The sequence below is a fragment of the Guyparkeria halopsychrophila genome (genome assembly GCF_044582135.1).
Lineage (GTDB): Bacteria > Pseudomonadota > Gammaproteobacteria > Halothiobacillales > Halothiobacillaceae > Guyparkeria.
In genome coordinates this window covers 18688-37864 of sequence record NZ_JBDODP010000011.1, presented here as the reverse complement: position 1 = coordinate 37864, position 19177 = coordinate 18688, and the positions used below count along the sequence as shown (strand labels likewise).

Annotated in this window: 20 protein-coding genes and 1 tRNA gene; all 21 read left to right on the top strand. The window is 64.2% G+C overall.

Features of this window, described 5'->3' with window-relative positions; genetic code table 11:
- Positions 1-173: 173 nt before the first annotated feature.
- The 21 genes from ABGV18_RS06310 (at position 174) to nuoL (ending at position 19177) form a co-directional block, all read left to right on the top strand.
- Positions 174-1823 carry a CTP synthase gene (locus tag ABGV18_RS06310; RefSeq protein ID WP_396585290.1) on the top strand — a complete coding sequence of 550 codons (1650 nt, stop codon included), beginning with the start codon at positions 174-176 and terminating at the stop codon, positions 1821-1823.
- A 2-nt stretch (positions 1824-1825) separates the two neighbouring features.
- Positions 1826-2674 carry a 3-deoxy-8-phosphooctulonate synthase gene (gene kdsA, locus ABGV18_RS06305; RefSeq protein WP_396585340.1) on the top strand — a complete coding sequence of 283 codons (849 nt, stop codon included), beginning with the start codon at positions 1826-1828 and terminating at the stop codon, positions 2672-2674.
- Between the two features lie 119 nt (positions 2675-2793).
- Positions 2794-4071 carry a phosphopyruvate hydratase gene (gene eno / locus ABGV18_RS06300; protein ID WP_396585289.1) on the top strand — a complete coding sequence of 426 codons (1278 nt, stop codon included), beginning with the start codon at positions 2794-2796 and terminating at the stop codon, positions 4069-4071.
- A 121-nt stretch (positions 4072-4192) separates the two neighbouring features.
- Positions 4193-4534, top strand: a complete 342-nt coding sequence (locus ABGV18_RS06295) for a septum formation initiator family protein (RefSeq protein ID WP_396585288.1) — start codon at positions 4193-4195, stop codon at positions 4532-4534.
- Positions 4535-4612: 78 nt separating this feature from the next.
- A complete protein-coding gene (ispD, locus tag ABGV18_RS06290; protein ID WP_396585287.1) occupies positions 4613-5407 on the top strand; it encodes a 2-C-methyl-D-erythritol 4-phosphate cytidylyltransferase in 795 nt (264 codons plus the stop codon).
- Positions 5400-5903 (top strand): 2-C-methyl-D-erythritol 2,4-cyclodiphosphate synthase, encoded by a 504-nt coding sequence (ispF, locus tag ABGV18_RS06285; RefSeq protein WP_396585286.1) that lies wholly within the window; start codon positions 5400-5402, stop codon positions 5901-5903. Before ispD ends, ispF begins: the two co-directional genes overlap by 8 nt.
- Before the next feature lie 127 nt (positions 5904-6030).
- The gene (gene tpiA / locus ABGV18_RS06280; protein WP_396585285.1) at positions 6031-6801 is read left to right on the top strand and encodes a triose-phosphate isomerase; all 771 of its coding nucleotides are present in this window, start codon (positions 6031-6033) and stop codon (positions 6799-6801) included.
- A complete protein-coding gene (secG, locus tag ABGV18_RS06275) occupies positions 6798-7217 on the top strand; it encodes a preprotein translocase subunit SecG (protein WP_396585284.1) in 420 nt (139 codons plus the stop codon). The genes tpiA and secG overlap by 4 nt, the downstream gene beginning before the upstream one ends.
- Positions 7218-7272: 55 nt before the next feature.
- Positions 7273-7357: transfer RNA gene (locus tag ABGV18_RS06270), tRNA-Leu, on the top strand.
- A 133-nt stretch (positions 7358-7490) separates the two neighbouring features.
- A complete protein-coding gene (locus ABGV18_RS06265; RefSeq protein ID WP_396585283.1) occupies positions 7491-7847 on the top strand; it encodes an NADH-quinone oxidoreductase subunit A in 357 nt (118 codons plus the stop codon).
- On the top strand, positions 7838-8317 hold the full coding sequence (locus tag ABGV18_RS06260) for a NuoB/complex I 20 kDa subunit family protein (RefSeq protein ID WP_058575719.1): 480 nt from the start codon (positions 7838-7840) through the stop codon (positions 8315-8317). The genes ABGV18_RS06265 and ABGV18_RS06260 overlap by 10 nt, the downstream gene beginning before the upstream one ends.
- Before the next feature lie 33 nt (positions 8318-8350).
- Positions 8351-9046 (top strand): NADH-quinone oxidoreductase subunit C, encoded by a 696-nt coding sequence (locus tag ABGV18_RS06255; protein WP_396585282.1) that lies wholly within the window; start codon positions 8351-8353, stop codon positions 9044-9046.
- A gap of 3 nt (positions 9047-9049) precedes the next feature.
- Entirely contained in the window at positions 9050-10303 is a 1254-nt protein-coding gene (locus ABGV18_RS06250) for an NADH-quinone oxidoreductase subunit D (RefSeq protein ID WP_396585281.1), read from the top strand.
- Complete coding sequence (locus ABGV18_RS06245; protein WP_396581993.1) at positions 10303-10800, top strand: NADH-quinone oxidoreductase subunit NuoE family protein; 498 nt, start codon at positions 10303-10305, stop codon at positions 10798-10800. The genes ABGV18_RS06250 and ABGV18_RS06245 overlap by 1 nt, the downstream gene beginning before the upstream one ends.
- Before the next feature lie 4 nt (positions 10801-10804).
- Entirely contained in the window at positions 10805-12112 is a 1308-nt protein-coding gene (gene nuoF / locus ABGV18_RS06240; protein ID WP_396585280.1) for an NADH-quinone oxidoreductase subunit NuoF, read from the top strand.
- Between the two features lie 28 nt (positions 12113-12140).
- On the top strand, positions 12141-14531 hold the full coding sequence (gene nuoG / locus ABGV18_RS06235; RefSeq protein ID WP_396585279.1) for an NADH-quinone oxidoreductase subunit NuoG: 2391 nt from the start codon (positions 12141-12143) through the stop codon (positions 14529-14531).
- Between the two features lie 32 nt (positions 14532-14563).
- A complete protein-coding gene (gene nuoH / locus ABGV18_RS06230) occupies positions 14564-15586 on the top strand; it encodes an NADH-quinone oxidoreductase subunit NuoH (RefSeq protein ID WP_396585339.1) in 1023 nt (340 codons plus the stop codon).
- Between the two features lie 13 nt (positions 15587-15599).
- Positions 15600-16088, top strand: coding sequence for an NADH-quinone oxidoreductase subunit NuoI (gene nuoI, locus ABGV18_RS06225; RefSeq protein WP_396581990.1), 489 nt, complete (start codon positions 15600-15602; stop codon positions 16086-16088).
- 164 nt (positions 16089-16252) lie between these two features.
- The gene (locus tag ABGV18_RS06220) at positions 16253-16909 is read left to right on the top strand and encodes an NADH-quinone oxidoreductase subunit J (RefSeq protein ID WP_396585278.1); all 657 of its coding nucleotides are present in this window, start codon (positions 16253-16255) and stop codon (positions 16907-16909) included.
- Positions 16906-17211 (top strand): NADH-quinone oxidoreductase subunit NuoK, encoded by a 306-nt coding sequence (gene nuoK, locus ABGV18_RS06215; protein ID WP_058575727.1) that lies wholly within the window; start codon positions 16906-16908, stop codon positions 17209-17211. Before ABGV18_RS06220 ends, nuoK begins: the two co-directional genes overlap by 4 nt.
- A 4-nt stretch (positions 17212-17215) precedes the next feature.
- Positions 17216-19177 carry an NADH-quinone oxidoreductase subunit L gene (gene nuoL, locus ABGV18_RS06210; protein ID WP_396585277.1) on the top strand — a complete coding sequence of 654 codons (1962 nt, stop codon included), beginning with the start codon at positions 17216-17218 and terminating at the stop codon, positions 19175-19177.

Genomic DNA, 19177 nt, shown 5'->3' with positions numbered 1-19177 from the left:
AGGTGCGTGGATCGTCGTTGCTCGCCGGTGTTGATGCAGGCCGCCACGGGCGGGCCGCGGCGCTTTCCGCGCTGGGTGGATAGATTGCCGCTGCAGGGTGTTTGCGGTACCATTCCGCCCTTGAAACGGGGCCCGTCGGGCCGCCATCAACCTCCTCTCGATATGGTTCGTTAATGACCAAGTTCGTCTTCGTTACCGGTGGGGTCGTCTCGTCACTGGGCAAGGGAATCGCCGCCGCCTCACTGGGCGCGCTGCTCGAATCTCGTGGCCTGCGCGTGACGCTGATGAAGCTCGATCCTTACATCAATGTCGACCCGGGCACGATGAGCCCCTTCCAGCACGGGGAGGTGTTCGTGACCGACGACGGTGCGGAAACGGACCTCGATTTGGGCCATTACGAACGGTTCGTGCGCTCCCCGGTCGGTCGACGCAACAATTTCACCACCGGGCGGGTCTACGAGACCGTCATCCGCCGTGAGCGGCGCGGCGACTACCTCGGCGGCACCGTCCAGGTGATCCCGCACGTCACCGACGAGATCAAGCGCCGGGTGGTCGAGGGCTCCAAGGGCTACGACGTGGCCCTGATCGAGATTGGCGGCACCGTCGGCGACATCGAGTCGCTGCCGTTCCTCGAGGCGATCCGTCAGTTGGGCGTCGAGATGGGCCATGATCGCGCCATCTTCATGCACCTGACCTTGGTGCCTTACATAAAGGCGGCCGGCGAGGTCAAGACCAAGCCGACGCAGCACTCCGTCAAGGAACTGCGCTCGATCGGTATCCAGCCCGACATCCTGGTCTGCCGCGCCGAGGTGCCGCTGCCAGAAGAGGAGCGGCGCAAGATCGCACTGTTCACCAACGTGGAGCACGACGCGGTCATCTCCGCGATCGATGCCGACACGATCTACCGCATTCCGCGCCTGCTCCACGCACAGAACCTCGACGAGACGGTGCTCAGAAAGCTGCATCTGAGCGCCGGGCCGGCGGATCTCACCGAGTGGGACCGGGTGGTCGAGGCGCAGACCAAGCCCGATCGTATTGTCGATATCGCCATGGTCGGCAAGTACGTGGATCTGGTGGACGCCTACAAGAGCGTCAACGAGGCGCTGCTGCACGCCGGTATCCAGACCCGTACGCGGGTGAACATCCACTACTTCGACTCGGAAACCTTTGAACACGACGGCGTGGCTCGTCTCGAAGGCATGGATGCGATCCTGGTGCCCGGCGGCTTCGGTTCGCGTGGGGTCGAAGGCAAGATCGAAGCCGTTCGCTACGCGCGTGAATCGGGCAAGCCGTATCTGGGCATCTGCCTCGGCATGCAGGTGGCTGTGATCGAATACGCCCGTCACGTGGCCGGCCTCGAGGGCGCGCACTCGACCGAGTTCGATCGTGAAACCGAGAACCCGGTCATCGCGCTGATTACCGAATGGCGCGACGAGCAGGGCAACCGCATCGAGCGCAGCGAGAACGTCGACATGGGCGGCACCATGCGCCTGGGCGCGCAGCGTTGCCGCATCGAGCCGGGCACGCTCGCGCACCGTATCTACGAGTGCGACGAGATCAGCGAGCGCCATCGGCATCGCTACGAATTCAACAACGGCTATCAAAAACCCCTGGCAGACGCCGGCATGGTGTTCGCCGGCTGGTCTGTCGAGAACGAACTGGTCGAGACGGTCGAACTGCCGGAGCATCCGTTCTTCTTCGCCTGTCAGTTCCACCCCGAATTTCGCTCTACCCCGCGCGACGGCCATCCGCTGTTCGTTGCCTTTGTCAACGCGGCCCATACCCACCGAGTGGGCAAGGCCGAGGCCCTGGACGACGCATGACGATGAAGCTTCTGGATTTCGAGGTCGGACTGGACCAACCGCTGTTTCTGATCGCCGGCCCCTGCGTGATCGAGTCGGCCGACTTGGCGCAGGAGACGGCGGGGCGCTTGAAGGAAATGGCGGAAACCGCTGGTATCCGTCTGATCTACAAGAGTTCCTTTGACAAGGCGAACCGCTCCTCGACGGAAAGTTTCCGCGGGCCGGGGCTGGAGAAAGGGCTGGCGATCCTCGAGGACGTCAAGCGTGAATTCGGCCTGCCGGTGCTCACCGACGTCCACGAGGATACGCCGCTCGAGGAAGTCGCTTCGGTGGTCGACGTGTTGCAGACGCCGGCCTTCCTCTGTCGGCAGACCAATTTCATCCAGAACGTCGCCCGTCAGGGCAAGCCGGTGAATATCAAGAAGGGCCAGTTTCTCGCTCCCTGGGACATGGCCAACGTGGTCGAGAAGGCCCGGGCGGTCGGCAATGACCAGGTGATGGTCTGTGAGCGCGGCGTGTCTTTTGGCTACAACACGCTGGTTTCCGACATGCGCGCTCTGGCGATCATGCGCCAGACAGGGGCACCGGTGGTGTTCGATGCCACCCACTCGGTGCAGCAGCCGGGCGGGCAGGGCAAGGCCTCGGGCGGGCAGCGCGAGTTCGTGCCGGTTCTGGCGCGCGCGGCGGTCGCCGCGGGCATCTCCGGGCTATTCATGGAGACGCATCCGGACCCGGCCAAAGCGCTTTCCGATGGGCCGAACGCCTGGCCGCTCGACGAGATGGCCGATCTGCTGCTGACGCTGACCACGCTTGATCGCACGGTCAAGGCCTCGGGCTTCCCGGAGAACGCGCGGCTGGGTCTGACGGACTGAGCCGAACAGTGGCCGCCCGAAACGGCTGGGCGGCCGACAAACGAATGACCGGGCCGGGCGCGGCATAGGCGCCGGTTCGCAGCCGATCCAAACCGAACATAAAGTCAGGAGAACACTGCATGGCAGCCATTGAGCGAGTGCACGCACGCGAAGTCATCGATTCACGCGGCAACCCGACCGTCGAGGCCGAGGTTCATCTGGCCGGCGGTATCGTGGGGCGGGCGATCGTACCCTCCGGCGCTTCCACCGGCGCCCGCGAGGCGATCGAGCTGCGTGACGGCGACGAGAGTCGGTACCTCGGCAAGGGCGTCACCCGTGCGGTGGCAAACGTGAACGGCGAGATCAACGACGCCGTCAAGGGCATGAGCGTCCATGCGCTGGCGGACATCGACAACAAGATGATCGAGCTCGATGGCACCGAGAACAAGTCACGCCTGGGCGCGAACGCCATCCTTGCCGTCTCGCTGGCCGCTGCGCAGGCGGGTGCGCTTGAGCGGGGCGAGCCGTTGTTCTCCTACCTCGGTGGCGAGGCCGCGGTGACTCTGCCGGTGCCGATGATGAACATCATCAACGGGGGCGAGCACGCCGACAACTCCATCGACATGCAGGAGTTCATGATCATCCCGGCCGGTGCGCCGAATTTCTCCGAGGCGCTGCGCTACGGCGTCGAGGTGTTCCACGCCCTCAAGCAGGTGCTGGCCGCGCGCGGCCTGTCGACCGCCGTCGGCGACGAGGGCGGCTTCGCCCCGGACCTGCCGTCCAACGAGGCCGCGATCGAGGCCATCATGGAAGCGATCGAGAAGGCCGGCTACACCCCGGGCAAGGACGTCTTCCTGGGCCTGGATGCGGCGAGCTCCGAGTACATCAAGGACGGCAAGTACGTCCTGACCGGCGAGAACCGCACCCTGGATGCCGCCGGCATGGTTGATCTGCTGGCCGAGTGGGTCGAGAAGTACCCGATCCTGTCGATCGAGGACGGCATGGCCGAGGACGACTGGGATGGCTGGGCACTGTTGACCGAGCGCCTGGGCGACAAGTGCCAGCTGGTTGGCGACGATCTGTTCGTCACCAATGAGAAGATCCTGCGCGAGGGCATCGAGCGCAAGGTTGCCAACTCCATGCTGGTCAAGGTCAACCAGATTGGCACCCTGACCGAGACGCTCGCGGCCATGCGCCTGGCGCAGGAGAACGGCTACACCAACGTCGTCTCCCACCGTTCGGGCGAGACCGAGGACACCACCATCGCCGACTTGGCCGTGGCGACCAACGCGGGTCAGATCAAGACCGGCTCGCTGTCGCGCTCCGACCGGATCGCCAAGTACAACCAGCTGCTGCGTATCGAGGAGCGTCTTGGCGACAAGGCCCGTTTCCCGGGACGCGCGGCCTTCGGTCAGTAAGGCAGACGTCTTGGCTTTCGGGGCGCACTGACTCCATGCTTCTCATCCCATCGATGCGTTGCGGCGAATCCTCTCGGATGGTCGTGAGTGCTGCACCGGTGGCGGGTTTGGCGAGCGTCTCGTGCGCCTGCTGACCGTCATCCTTGTGTTGATGGTCGCCGGCCTGCAGTGGCGGGTCTGGGTCAGCGAGGCCTCGGTGGGTGAAGTGAACGCCAAGCAGGATCGTCTGTCGATCCTGCAGGCCGAACAGACCCGGCTTGAACGGCGCAACGAGACGCTGGCCGCCGAGGTGGGCAGTCTGCGTGAGGGCATGGATGCCGTCGAGGCACAGGCGCGCCTGACGCTGGGCCTGGTGCGCGAGGGCGAGCGTTTCTACCAGGTGGTCGAGGCCGTCCGTCCCGATACGATTACCCCGCCGGTGGTCGACCCGAGCCGCGTGACCTCTCCCTCGATCGGCGAGTGATTCGTCGATGAGTCGCTTGCGGTCGTTTCGTTTCCCAACGCTCATTGACCTTCTCATGCCGTTCCGTGGGGCAGGGCGATGAGCGCCTCTGTCACCCCCTTGCCGCCCGCCCCGGCGACCCCGGCCGAGGCCGGGCGCTGGTGGCTGCTCGTGCCGGCCGCCGGTTTCGGTCGGCGCATGGGTAACGACACGCCCAAGCAGTACCTGAGCCTGGGCGCGCGTTCGGTGCTGGAGGTGACCCTGTCGCGGTTTGCCAACCTGCCGGGTCTCGCCGGGGTGGTGCTGGTTACCGGCGACGGGGTCCCGGAAGGCGCGCTGGATGCGCTGCATCTCGTCGGCGTCCCGATTCACCGCGTCAACGGGGGCGCCAGCCGGGCGCTGAGCGTGCGCAACGGACTGGCCCTATTTCGTGATCGCTGGGCAAGCCTCTCGCCGCGAGCGCGCCACGAACCGACCGACGGGTTGGGCGAGTGGGTGATGGTCCATGACGCCGCGCGACCCTGCGTGGAACCGGCGGACCTGCATCGGCTATTGGCTGCGGCCCGTTACCCGGAGGGCGCGCTGCTGACCGCACCGGTGCGCGACACCATCAAGCGGGTCGATGCCGACGGGCGGGTAACCGAGACCGTGGATCGCCGTGTGCTGCGCCATGCCTTGACCCCGCAGCTGTTCCCGGTGGGCGTGCTGCTCGAGGCGATCGAACAGGGTCTGGCGGCCGGGGCGGATATCACCGACGAGGCCTCGGCGCTCGAACGCCTGGGGCTGTCGCCCTTGGCCGTTGACGCCGGCACGGACAACCTCAAGATCACCCACCCGGAGGATCTCGGCATCGCTCGGGTGATCCTCCGGCGACAGGGAGTGCTCGATGATTGATCCTTTCTCGCTGCGTATCGGCCACGGTTTCGACGTGCATGCCTTCGAGCCCGGCGATCATCTGTGGATCGGTGGTTGTCGTATTCCCTTCGATCGGGCCTTTCGGGCGCATTCCGACGGGGATGTCCTGCTGCATGCGATTTGCGATGCCCTGTTGGGTGCGGCCGGGTTCGGGGATATCGGCCGGCACTTTCCGGACACGGATCCCGCCTGGGCGGGAGCCGACAGTTGTGACCTGCTGCGCCGGGTCGTCGAACGGATCGCCCAAGACGGTTGGCAGTTGGTCAATGTCGATGCGACCGTGATTGCGCAGGCGCCCAAGCTCGCCCCCTGGGTCAGCCCCATGCGCGACTCGATCGCGGCCGCCGGCGGCTGGTCGACCGATCAGGTGAACGTAAAGGCAACGACCTCGGAAAAACTGGGCTTTACCGGACGGGGCGAAGGCATCGCGGCCGAGGCCGTGGTCATGCTGTCGCGCGCGCCGCTGGCGGATTGATTTATGGGGGGCGGCCAAGTAGTCTTGTCGCCCGTTTCCCGGGGCGGTACGTGCAATGCGCAGTGCCGCCGCTCGGGCTGACCGTTAAAAACATCTGGCTCTTGAACATTTGAATTGGAACCATCGGATGCGTAAACCGATCGTCGTAGGAAACTGGAAGCTCAATGGCACATTGGCCGACAACGAGTCGCTGGTGCTGGGCACGCTCGACGGCATGCCGTCGCTCGAAGGCATCGACGTGGCCGTCTGCCCGCCGTTCGTCTTTGTGCCGCAGGTCGCCCGGCTCGCCGATTCGACCGCGCTGGATGTCGGGGCGCAGAACTGCTCCGAACACGACAGTGGCGCCTTTACCGGCGAAGTCGCCGCGCCGATGCTGGCCGACGTGGGCGCGCGCTACGTGATCCTGGGTCACTCCGAGCGGCGCGCGATTTACGGCGAGACCGACGAGGTCGTCAACGCCAAGGTCAAGGCGGCGCTGGCCGCCGGCCTCACGCCGATCCTCTGCGTCGGCGAGACGCTCGAAGAGCGCGAGGCCGACGAGACCGAGGCGGTGGTGCGTCGCCAGCTGGCCGCGGTGATCAGTGGTAACGGCATCCAGGCCTTCGACCGGATCGTGATTGCCTACGAGCCCGTCTGGGCGATCGGCACCGGACGGACGGCCTCGCCCGAGCAGGCTCAGGCCGTACACGCGTTCATCCGTGGCCAGTTGGCGGATCACGACGCCGGCATCGCGCAATCGGTGCGCATTCAGTACGGTGGCTCGATGAAGCCCGCTAACGCGGCCGACCTTCTCGCGCAGCCGGATATCGACGGTGGCTTGATCGGCGGGGCGTCGCTCAAGGCCGAGGATTTTCTGGGAATCTGCCGCGCCGCGGCGGACACGGTAGGTAAGCAATGACCACATTTGTAATCATCATTCACGTGCTGCTGGGTGTGGCCCTGATCGGGCTGGTATTGATCCAGCATGGTAAGGGGGCGGATGCCGGCGCCGCGTTCGGTTCGGGCGCGTCTGGCACCGTTCACGGGGCGCGTGGGCCAGCAAACACCCTGCAGAAGGTGACCGGGTGGATGGTGGTGGCCTTTTTTGGCACCAGTTTGTTGCTTGCCTACGTGATTACCTCTTCCCAGGAGCCCTCGAGCGTGGTAGATTCTGCACCCGTTTCCGAGACTGGAAACGCGCCAGAGCAAGGCGGACGCACCCCGTCCGACAAGCCGGCAGGCACGCCGACCGACGTCCCATCCTCGAACTCGGCGGCACCCTCTGGGCAGGAAGACGGCAGCACCCAATCGCCGTCGGATGTGCCCGGACAGTAACGGCGGGCAATCGCCGTTACGACTGGATCAAGCGATGATCCGGTTGACAATCAAAGCGGACGTGGTGGAACTGGTAGACACGCTATCTTGAGGGGGTAGTGGCGAAAGCTGTGTGGGTTCGAGTCCCACCGTCCGCACCAAACACACTTTTCCGGTTCGATTCGCTATTCTTGTACGTGGCCGTTGAGTTTTCCGGCGCGTGCAAGGCGGTCGAACGCGCAGAAAAAACCGGCCGGGATCGACCTGGCCGGGTTTCGAGCAAGAGGGTGTCAGATGCTTGAAGGCTACATTCCTATCCTGATCTTCTTCGGTGTGGCCACCCTGTTCTCCCTGGGGCTCCTGGTCATCGGTCAGGTGCTGGCACCCAATCGGCCGGATGCGGCCAAGCTGGATGCGTACGAGTGCGGCTTCCCGCCGTTCGAGGACGCGCGCATGAAGTTCGACATCCGCTACTACCTGGTCGCCATCCTGTTCATCATCTTCGATCTGGAGATCGCCTTCCTGTTTCCCTGGGCCGTTGCGCTCGAGGACATCGGCGGCTTCGGGCTCGCGGCCATGGCCATTTTCCTGGGCGTGCTCGTGATCGGCTTTATTTACGAGTGGAAGAAGGGGGCGCTGGAATGGGAGTAGAAGGCGTTCTGGAGAAGGGCTTTGTCACCACGTCGGCCGACAAGCTGATCAACTGGGCGCGTACCGGCTCGCTCTGGCCGATGACCTTCGGCCTGGCCTGCTGTGCCGTCGAGATGATGCACGCTGGCGCGGCCCGTTACGACCTCGACCGTTTCGGCGTGGTGTTCCGTCCGAGTCCGCGTCAGTCCGACGTGATGATCGTGGCGGGCACCCTGGTCAACAAGATGGCCCCGGCATTGCGCAAGGTCTACGACCAGATGGCCGAGCCGCGCTGGGTGATCTCGATGGGTTCCTGCGCCAACGGCGGCGGCTACTACCACTACTCCTACTCGGTGGTGCGCGGCTGTGACCGGATCGTGCCGGTCGACATCTACGTGCCCGGGTGCCCGCCGACCGCCGAGGCGCTCTTGTACGGGATCATCCAGTTGCAGAACAAGATCCGTCGCACCAACACCATTGCGCGTGCCTGACGGGTACCGGCAAGCACAGGGGTAGCCTCATCCATGAATCTGCAAACGGCCCTCAAGGAAACCATCGGCGAGCACATCGTCGATCAGACCTTCGACCGCGGTGAACTCACCATCCAGGTCGAGGCCAAGCACTGGCGCGAGGTCGCCCAGCGCCTCGAATCGAGCGAAGCCACGCGTTTCGAGCAGTGCGTCGACCTGTGTGGCATCGACTACCTCGAGTACGGCATTGACGAGTGGGCCGGCGAAGAGACGGTCTCCTATACCGGTTACAGCCGTGCCGTCGAGCCGAACACCAGTGGCTGGCTCAAGTTCGGCGACGAGCCGGACTTGGGGGATCTGGGCCGCCCGCGCTTTGCCGTGGTCGCCCACCTGCTGTCTTACACCCACAACTGGCGCCTGCGCGTGCGGGTCTATTGCCCAGACGACGAGGCCCCGGTGGTGCCATCGGTCGTGTCGGTGTGGGCCGGGTTGAACTGGTTCGAGCGCGAGGCGTTCGACCTGTTCGGCATCCTGTTCGACGGTCACCCGGACCTGCGTCGGATCCTGACCGACTACGGCTTTGTCGGTCATCCGTTCCGCAAGGACTTCCCGCTGATCGGGCATGTCGAGGTGCGCTACGACGCTGAGAAGCAGCGGGTGGTCTACGAACCGGTGTCGATCGAGCCTCGGGTGCTGGTGCCGAAGGTGCACCGCGACGACAGCCGCTACATTGACCTCGACGAGGGCTGATAGATGCCGGAAATCGCCAACTACACCCTGAATTTCGGTCCCCAGCACCCGTCGGCCCACGGGGTGCTGCGCCTGGTGCTCGAGATGGACGGTGAAACCGTCGTCCGCGCCGACCCGCATATCGGGTTGCTGCACCGCGCGACCGAGAAGCTCGCCGAGAGCAAGCCCTACAACCAGTCGATCGGTTACATGGACCGACTCGATTACGTCTCGATGATGTGTAACGAGCACGCCTACGTGCGCGCCATCGAGCAGTTGCTGGATCTGGAGATCCCCGAGCGCGCCCAGTACATCCGGGTGATGTTCGACGAGATCACCCGCATCCTCAACCACCTGCTTTGGCTGGGGGCGCACGCGCTCGATATCGGCGCCATGGCGGTATTCCTCTACGCCTTCCGTGAGCGCGAGGATCTGATGGACTGCTACGAGGCGGTCTCCGGGGCCCGCCTGCACGCCACCTACTACCGCCCGGGTGGCGTGGCACGTGACCTGCCGGACTCGATGCCCAAGTACCAGGCCTCCAAGTGGCACAGCGAGCGCGACGTCAATCGCATGAACGAAGCGCGCCAGGGCTCGTTGCTCGACTTCCTCGAGGACTTCACCGACCGTTTTCCGAAGTATGTCGACGAGTACGAGACGCTGCTGACCGACAACCGCATCTGGAAACAGCGCACCGTCGATATCGGCGTGGTCTCCAAGGAACGCGCGCTGCAGATGGGCTTTACCGGCCCGATGCTGCGCGGCTCCGGCATCGAATGGGATCTGCGCAAGCACCAGCCCTACGCGGTCTACGACCAGCTCGACTTCGACATCCCGGTGGGCAAGAACGGCGACTGCTACGACCGCTACCTGGTGCGCGTCGAGGAGATGCGGCAGTCCAACCGCATCATCCGCCAGTGCATCAACTGGTTGCGCAAGAACCCGGGCCCGGTGATGGCTGACGACCACAAGGTTGTCCCGCCGCGCCGCGAGGAGGTTAAGGCGGACATGGAGTCGCTGATTCACCACTTCAAGCTGTTCACGGAGGGGTATACCCTGCCGCGCGGCGAGGCCTATGCCGCCGTGGAACACCCGAAGGGCGAATTTGGCATTTACTTGGTTTCCGACGGGGCCAACAAGCCGTATCGTCTCAAGATTCGGGCGCCGGGGTTTGCCCACCTGTCGGGTCTCGACGAGATGTCACGTGGGCACATGCTGGCCGACGTCGTGGCAATCCTCGGCACCCAGGACATCGTATTCGGAGAGGTCGACCGCTGATGACCGAGAGCAAACTCCACCTGCTGACCGATCACAGCCGCGAGGAAATCGACGGCTGGCTCGCGCGCTACCCCGAGGACCAGAAGCAGTCGGCCTCGCTGGCCGCGCTGCGAATTGCGCAGCACCAGAACGACGGTCACGTCACCGTCGATCTGATGGACGCGATCGCCGAGTACCTCGGGATGGAGCCGATCTCGGTCTACGAGGTGGCCTCGTTCTACTCCATGATCGAGACCAAGCCCTGCGGGCGTCATCACGTCTCGGTCTGCACGAACATTGCCTGCTCGCTGATGGGATCCGACGAGATCGTCGATCATTGCGAGAAAAAGCTCGGCATCAAGACCGGTGAGTCGACGCCCGACGGCCGGATCCTGTTGAAGCAGGAAGAGGAATGCCTGGCGGCCTGCGGCGGCGGTCCGATGATGCAGGTCGATCACGTTTACTACGAGAATCTGACGCCCGAGAGGGTCGACGAAATTCTCGACAAGCTGGATTGACGCCATGAGTTTCAATTACGTCAGTCACACCCCGGTCTGCTTTGCCACGCTCGAACACGAGCAGCCGTGGTCGTTGGAGGCCTACCTTGCCTCCGGCGGCTACCAGGCCTGGAAGAAGATCCTCGAGGAAAAGACCGACCCGGCGCTGGTCATCGAGGAGATCAAGACCTCGAATCTGCGTGGTCGCGGTGGGGCCGGTTTCCCGACCGGGCTCAAGTGGTCGTTCATGCCGCGCAACGCCCCGGGGCAGAAATACATCGTCTGCAACTCGGACGAATCCGAGCCGGGCACCTTCAAGGATCGCCAGATCCTGATGAACAACCCGCACGCCTTGGTCGAGGGTATGGCGATCGCCGGCTACTCCATCGGCGCGACCAAGGGCTACAACTACATGCGCGGCGAGTTCTCGGACCTGGTGTTCGAGCGCTTCGAACAGGCCGTCCGGGAAGCGTACGAGTACGGCGTGCTGGGCGGGAACATCCAGGGCTCGGGCATCGACTTCGACCTATACGGTTCCCTGGGCGCCGGCGCCTACATCTGTGGCGAGGAAACAGCGCTGCTTGAATCGCTCGAGGGCAAGAAGGGCCAGCCGCGCTTCAAGCCGCCGTTCCCGGCCAACTTCGGCCTGTACGGTCGGCCGACCACGGTCAACAACACCGAGACGCTGTCCTCCGTGCCGGCGATCATGCGCAATGGCGGCCAATGGTTCGCCGATCTGGGCGTGCCCAACAGTGGCGGCGTGAAGATCTGGTCGGTATCGGGCCACGTCAACAAGCCGGGCGTGTTCGAGATCCCGATGGGCACCCCGTTTGCCGACCTGCTGGAAATGGCCGGTGGCATGCGCGGTGGCAAGAAGTGCAAGGCCGTGATCCCGGGCGGCACCTCGTCGCCGGTGATCCCGGGCGGGATCATGCTCGAGACCAACATGGACTACGACTCGATTGCCAAGTCGGGCACGTTCCTGGGCTCGGGCGGGTTGATCGTCATGGATGAAGACACCTGCATGGTCAAGGCGCTGCGCCGCGTGGCGCAGTTCTATTACAAGGAATCCTGTGGCCAGTGCACGCCGTGCCGCGAGGGTACCGGCTGGCTGTACCGCATGCTCAACCGGATCATCGACGGCAAGGGCACGCTCGAGGATCTCGACCGTCTCGACGACGTGGCCAGCAAGATCGAGGGACGCACCATCTGCGCCTTCGGTGATGCCGCCGCCACGCCGGTTCGGAGCTTTATCAAGCACTTCCGACCGGAATTCGAGTACTACATCAAGCACGGCCACAGCATGGTCGACCGCGCATCCCAGGCGGCCTAAGGCCGGCCGTGCAATCAGGTTTCCAGGTATGAGTGACGAGCAGATTACCTTTGAAGTTGACGGCATGACCCTCCAGGGCAACCCGGGGGACATGCTGATCGAGGTGACGGACAAGGCCGGGATCAACATCCCGCGCTTTTGTTATCACCGCAAGCTGTCGATCGCGGCCAACTGCCGCATGTGCCTGGTGGAGGTCGAGCGCGCGCCCAAGCCGTTGCCGGCCTGTTCGACACCGATTTCCGAGGGCATGAAGGTCTCCACGCGTAGCCCCAAGGCGATTAACGCCCAGCGCTCGACCATGGAGTTCCTGCTGATCAACCACCCGCTCGACTGCCCGATCTGCGATCAGGGCGGCGAGTGCGAGCTCCAGGACGTGGCCATGGGCTACGGCGAGGGCGTCGGTCAGTACTCCGAGGCCAAGCGTGTGGTCAAGGACAAGGACATTGGTCCGCTGATCGCCACCGACATGACCCGTTGCATTCACTGCACACGCTGCGTGCGCTTCGGCGAGGAAATCGCCGGCCTGAAGGAACTGGGCGCGACCGGTCGTACCGATCAGATGGAGATCGGCACCTACATCTCCAAAAGCGTGACCTCGGAGCTTTCCGGCAACGTCATCGACCTGTGCCCGGTCGGCGCGCTGACGGCCAAGCCGTCGCGCTACACGCACCGTCCCTGGGAACTGGTGCAGCACAAGCACCTGTCGACGTATGATGCCTTCGGCTCGAATCTCTATATCCACACCCGCGACGGGCGGGTAATGCGCACCGTTCCGCGCGAAAACGATGCGGTCAACGAGACCTGGATCGCCGACCGCGATCGCTATGCCTACACCGGCCTGTTTACCGACGATCGCCTGACCCGTCCGATGGTCAAGCGTGACGGCGACTGGGTTGCCGTGAGCTGGGAAGAGGCGCTCGACGCTGCCGCTCAGGGCATTCAACAGATCGTGAACAAACAGGGTCCGGCCTCGCTGGGCGCGTTGGTCTCGCCCAACGCGAGCCTCGAGGAGCAGTACCTGACCGCGCGCATCGTCCGCGGCATGGGCTCGAACAACATCGATCACCGTCTGCGTCAGACCGACTTCTCCGGCGATGCCGACGATCCGGTCATGCCGTGGCTGGGCATGGATATTCCGGCGATCGCCGATCTGAACGCGGCCGTGACGGTCGGTATGGCAGTGCGTGAAGAGGTGCCGCTGTTTGCCCACCGCCTGCGCCAGACCGCGCTGAACAACCAGGCACGGGTCACCCTGATCCATCCCTACCAACAGGATCTGACCTTCCCGGCGCGCCAAGCCCCGAGCAAGGTGGCCGACGGCGGTGAGCTGGGCAGCCTGCTCGCCCTGCTCAAGGCGGCCGGTGGTGAGATCCCGTCGAATCTGTCCGATCACCCGGTCGCCGAGATCGAGGACGCCGCGGCGATTGTCAACGAACTGAAAGAGGCCGGGAACGCCGCGATCTTCTTCGGTGCCGTGGCACAGAATGCCCCCGACTTCGCCGCGATGCGTGCCGTGGCCGCCGAGCTGGCGCGTCTGACCGGCGCTCAACTGGGCATCGTCGCCCAGGGCGGCAACGCCGCCGGCGCTTGGCTGGCCGGTGCGGTGCCGCATCGTGCCGCTGGTGGTGCGGATGCCGTCGGTCACGGTCGTCATGCCGCGGACATGCTGGCCGAGCCCTGCGAGGCGATGATTCTGCAGGGCGTCGAGCCGGAATACGACTCGGCGGCGGGTCAGGCGGCAATCGCACGCCTGGAACAGGCCGGTTGCGTGGTCGCCATCACCAGTTACGTCACCCCGGCGATGAAGCGTTACGCCGACGTGCTCTTGCCAATGGGCACCGCGGTCGAAACCGCCGGCACCTGGGTCAACGGCGAAGGTCGTTGGCAGTCGGTGAACGGCTCGGTTCGTCCGTTGGGCGAGTCGCGTCCGGCCTGGAAGATCCTGCGGGTGCTGGGCAACCTGCTCGACCTCAACGGCTTCGATTACATGGCGGTCACCGAGGTGCGCCGCGAGATCCAGGGGCATTGCCAGGAAGTCGCACTCGAGAACAAGACCACGTCGCTTGCCGATGCCCGCTTCGAACTGCCGGCAATGGCTGGGCAGGGCGGTTATCAGCGCATTGCCGCGGTGGCGATGTACGGCATCGATCCGGTAATCCGCCGCGCCGCGCCGTTGCAAGGCACCGAAAAGGCCGAGATGCAGCGGCACGTGCTGGTCAATCCGGCCGACGCTGAGCGCGAAGGGTGGGCCGATGACCTGACCGCGATGATCGAACAGGATGGCTTGCGCGCTGAATTGCCGATTCGCGTTGATCCGCGCGTCATGCCGGGCAGCGTCGTCGTGTTCAGCGGCATGCATGCCGGCGAACTGGCCGCGCGTCCCGGCAAGGTCGAAATTCAGGTGGAGGTCGCCGCATGATCACCGAATGGCTTTCCCCGGTCATCGGCTGGATGTCGCCGTCCTGGCAGTACTTCGTCGTGCACGTGCTGCTCACGTTGGTGATTGTCTTGCCGGTTGTGCTTGCCGTCGCCTACCTGACGCTGGCCGAGCGCAAGGTCATCGGCTACATGCACGTACGTATCGGCCCCAACCGGGTCGGCCCGCGCGGGCTGTTCCAGCCGTTCGCCGACGTGTTCAAGCTGATGTTCAAGGAGGTGATCACCCCGACGGTCGCCAACAAGTTCATCTTCTACCTCGCGCCGATCCTGATGCTGGTGGCCGCGCTGGTCGCCTGGGCGGTCATCCCGTTCGACGACGGCTGGGTGCTGGCCGACATCAACGCGGGGCTGCTGTACGTGCTGACGATCGGCGCGGCCGGCGTCTACGGCGTGATCCTGGCCGGCTGGGCCTCGAACTCGAAATACGCACTGCTCGGCGGCATGCGCTCGGCGGCCCACAAGGTCGCCTACGAGCTGGCGATGGGCTTTGCGCTGGTCGGCGTGCTGATGGTCTCCGGGAGCCTGAACCTTTCCGAGATCGTGCGTGGCCAGGAGGGCAGCATCATCCACTGGTACTGGCTGCCGCTGTTGCCGATGTTCGTTGTCTACTTCGTCTCCGGCGTGGCCGAGACCAACCGCGCTCCCTTCGATATCTCCGAGGGTGAATCGGAAATCGTCGCCGGCTTCCACGTCGAGTACTCGGGCATCGCCTTCGCCCTGTTCATGTTGGCCGAGTACGCCAGCATGATCCTGATCTCGGCGCTGGCCGCGGTGCTGTTCCTGGGTGGCTGGCTGTCACCGTTCCAGGGCACGTTCCTCGAGCCGGCGTTCGCCTTCGTGCCGGGTATCGTCTGGTTCATACTCAAGATCTCGGTTCTGTTGTTCGTCTTCATCTGGTTCCGCGCGACTTTTCCGCGGTTCCGCTACGACCAGATCATGCGACTGGGCTGGAAGGTCTTTATTCCGGTAACCATTCTCTGGATCGTGGTGGAAGGCGCATTCTTCTACTTTGAAGTCGGCCCGTGGTTCGGTTAAGGGGAAGCCTGCAATGAACGCGATCAAGCATTTTTTCAAGACGTGGTTCCTGTGGGAGCTGTTGCTCGGCATGTCGGTGACCGGCAAGTACTTTTTCGGTCACAAGTACACCGTCCAGTACCCGGAGGAGAAGACCCCGCAGTCGCCGCGTTTCCGTGGTCTGCACGCGCTGCGCCGCTACGCCAACGGCGAAGAGCGCTGCATTGCCTGCAAGCTCTGCGAGGCCGTCTGCCCGGCGCTGGCGATCACCATCGAATCCGAGCAGCGCGAGGACGGCACGCGCCGGACCACGCGCTACGACATCGACCTGTTCAAGTGCATCTACTGCGGCTTCTGCGAAGAGGCCTGCCCGGTGGATTCGATTGTCGAGACAAGGGTTTACGAGTACCACTTCGAGAATCGTGGCGAGAACATCATGACCAAGGAGAAACTCCTCGAGATTGGTGACCGCCTCGAGCCACAGATCGCGGCGGACCGCCTTGCGGATGCCGCGTACCGGTGATGTTTACCGGCAACGGGTAATCGGTACGGGGTGACGTGCCGGCGGGCGGTGGTCGTGGTAACGTCCCGTCCGGTCGTGGCACGGCGCCCCGCACCTGAAACAACGAACGAAACAACGGTCAACCGGCTCAGGGGCGGACACCCGCTCCCAGCAGAAGGATAGTCATGTCGCTCTACCAGATCCTTTTCTACGTATTTGCCTCGGTCGCGGTGGTCGCCGCCATCCGGGTGGTGACGGTCAGGAACCCGGTGCACGCCGCCCTGTTCCTGGTGCTGACGTTCTTCTCCACCGCGCTGATCTGGATATTGATGGAGGCGGAGTTCCTCGGCATCGTGCTGCTGCTCGTCTACGTCGGCGCGGTGATGGTGCTGTTCCTGTTCGTGGTGATGATGCTCGACGTCAATATCGCGCCGTTGCGCGAGGGCTTCATCCGCAACCTGCCGGTGGGCGTGTTGGTCGCGCTGGTAATGATCGTCGAACTGGCCTTGATCCTCGGCCCGGCGACCTTCGGGCTGGAGCTCTACCCGGCATCGGAGCCGGCTGCGGCGGACGCGGGTAACACGCGCGCCATCGGCCAGGTGCTCTACACGAAGTTCGTCTACCCGTTCGAGATCGCGGCATTCATCCTGCTGGTCGCCATCGTGGCGGCGATCGCGCTCGCCCATCGCCGCCGCCCGGGCGTCCACTACCAGGACATCGACGCCCAGGTGCGTGTGCGGGCCGAGGATCGCGTACGCATTGCCGAGCTGGATGATGACAAGACCCGCCGTGGTGATGTCGCGGGTGACTCCAAAGCCAACCAGGATAAGGAAACGTCATGATCAGCCTGTCCGAGTTCCTGATCTTCGGCGGTCTGCTGTTCTCGATCAGCGTCGCCGGCATCTTCCTCAACCGCAAGAACGTGCTGGTGCTTCTGATGGCCATCGAGCTGATGCTGCTCGCGGTGAACGTCAACTTCGTGGCGTTCTCGCATTTCTCCGGTGATATCGACGGCCAGGCGTTCGTGTTCTTCGTCCTGACCGTGGCCGCGGCCGAGGCGGCGATCGGTCTGGCGATCCTGGTGACGCTGTTCCGCAATCGACGCACGATCAACGTCGAAGACCTGACCGAGATGAAGGGCTGATCCAATGGAAAAGGTTTACCTTGCCGTCGTACTTGCCCCGCTGATCGCCTCGATCATCGCGGGCCTGTTCGGACGACAGATCGGTCGGTCCGGCGCCCACTGGGTGACCATCATCGGCGTGGCGATCGCGTTGGCCGCGTCCCTGTACGCCTTCTATATGCACGTCTTCGGCGGGCTGTCGACGTTCGACGCGACCGTCTACACCTGGATCGCCTCGGACCTGTTCGAGTTCAATATCGGGTTCCTGGTCGATAACCTCACCGTGATGATGATGGTGGTGGTTACCGCCGTCTCGCTGATGGTGCACATCTACACCATCGGCTACATGCACGATGATCCCGGCTACCAGCGCTTCTTCAGCTACATCTCGCTGTTCACCTTCTCGATGCTGATGTTGGTGATGGCGAACAACCTGTTGCAGTTGTTCTTCGGCTGGGAAGCCGTTGGCCTGGTTTCATACCTATTGATCGGCTTCTGGTACAAGCGCGAGTCGGCGATCTTCGCCAACCTCAAGGCCTTCCTGGTCAACCGGGTGGGTGATTTCGGCTTTTTGCTCGGCATCGCCGCGATCCTGGCGTACACCGACTCGTTGCACTACGCGACCGTGTTCGAGCGGCTGCCCGAACTGGCCGACATCACGGTTGAGTACTGGCCGGGCGTCGAGTGGTCGCTGATCAGCGTGATCGCGATCCTGCTGTTCATCGGCGCGATGGGTAAGTCCGCGCAGGTGCCGCTGCACGTGTGGCTGCCGGATTCCATGGAAGGCCCGACGCCGATCTCGGCACTGATCCACGCGGCGACCATGGTCACCGCCGGCATCTTCATGGTGGCGCGCTTCTCGCCGCTGTTCGAGCTGTCCGACGCCGCACTGTCGTTCATCCTGGTGATTGGCGCGGTGACCGCGATCTTCATGGGCCTGCTGGGCATCGTCCAGCACGACATCAAGCGCGTGATCGCCTACTCGACGCTCTCGCAGCTCGGTTTCATGACGGCAGCACTGGGCGTCTCGGCCTACAGCCCGGCGCTGTTCCACCTGATGACCCACGCCTTCTTCAAGGCACTGCTGTTCCTGGCGGCGGGCTCCGTGATCATCGCGCTGCACCACGAGCAGGACATGCGCAAGATGGGCGGGCTGGCGAAGAAGTTGCCGATCACCTTCGCGACCTTCTTTATCGGGGCACTGGCGCTGATCGGCCTCCCCGGCACCTCCGGGTTCTACTCGAAGGAGTCGATCATCTACGCCGTGGCTGCCTCCGAGCTGCCGGGGGCGGAGTTCGCCTACTGGGCGCTGTTCATCGGCGTGTTCGTGACCGCGTTCTACACCTTCCGCATGCTGTTCCTGGTGTTCTTCGGCGAGTCGCGGATGGATGCCCACACCGAATCGCACGCCAAGGAATCGCCCAAGGTGGTCACCGTGCCGCTGATGCTGCTGGCCGTGCCATCGCTGATTATCGGTTTCCTCGTGGTCGAGCCGTGGCTGTTCGGCGCCTACTTCGATGACTCGATCCGCGTACTTGCCACTCATGGTGCGATGGCCACCCTGGAAGACCAGTTCAAGGGCGCCTGGGGCATGTTCCTCTACGGCTGGACCACGCCGGTGGTCTGGATGGCGCTGGCCGGTGTGGCCTTGGCGGCGATCATGTACCTGGGCATGCCGAAGGTGCTGCCGCCGCTGTTCGCCCGCGTGTTCGCCTGGCCCAAGCGAATCCTCGACGAGGGCTACGGCTTCGACAGCTTCAACAACACCGTCATCGCCGGCGGCTCCCGGCTGCTGGGTCGTGGTCTTTGGCAGGGCGCAGACCTGCGGGCGATCGACGGCTGGCTGGTCAATGGCACGGCCGCGCTGGTGGGCTACATGGCCCGCACCTGGCGCCTGATCCAGACCGGTTACCTCTACCACTACGCGTTCGTCATGATCCTCGGCCTGATCGGGCTGATGACCTGGATCGTGTTCATTGGCGCGTAA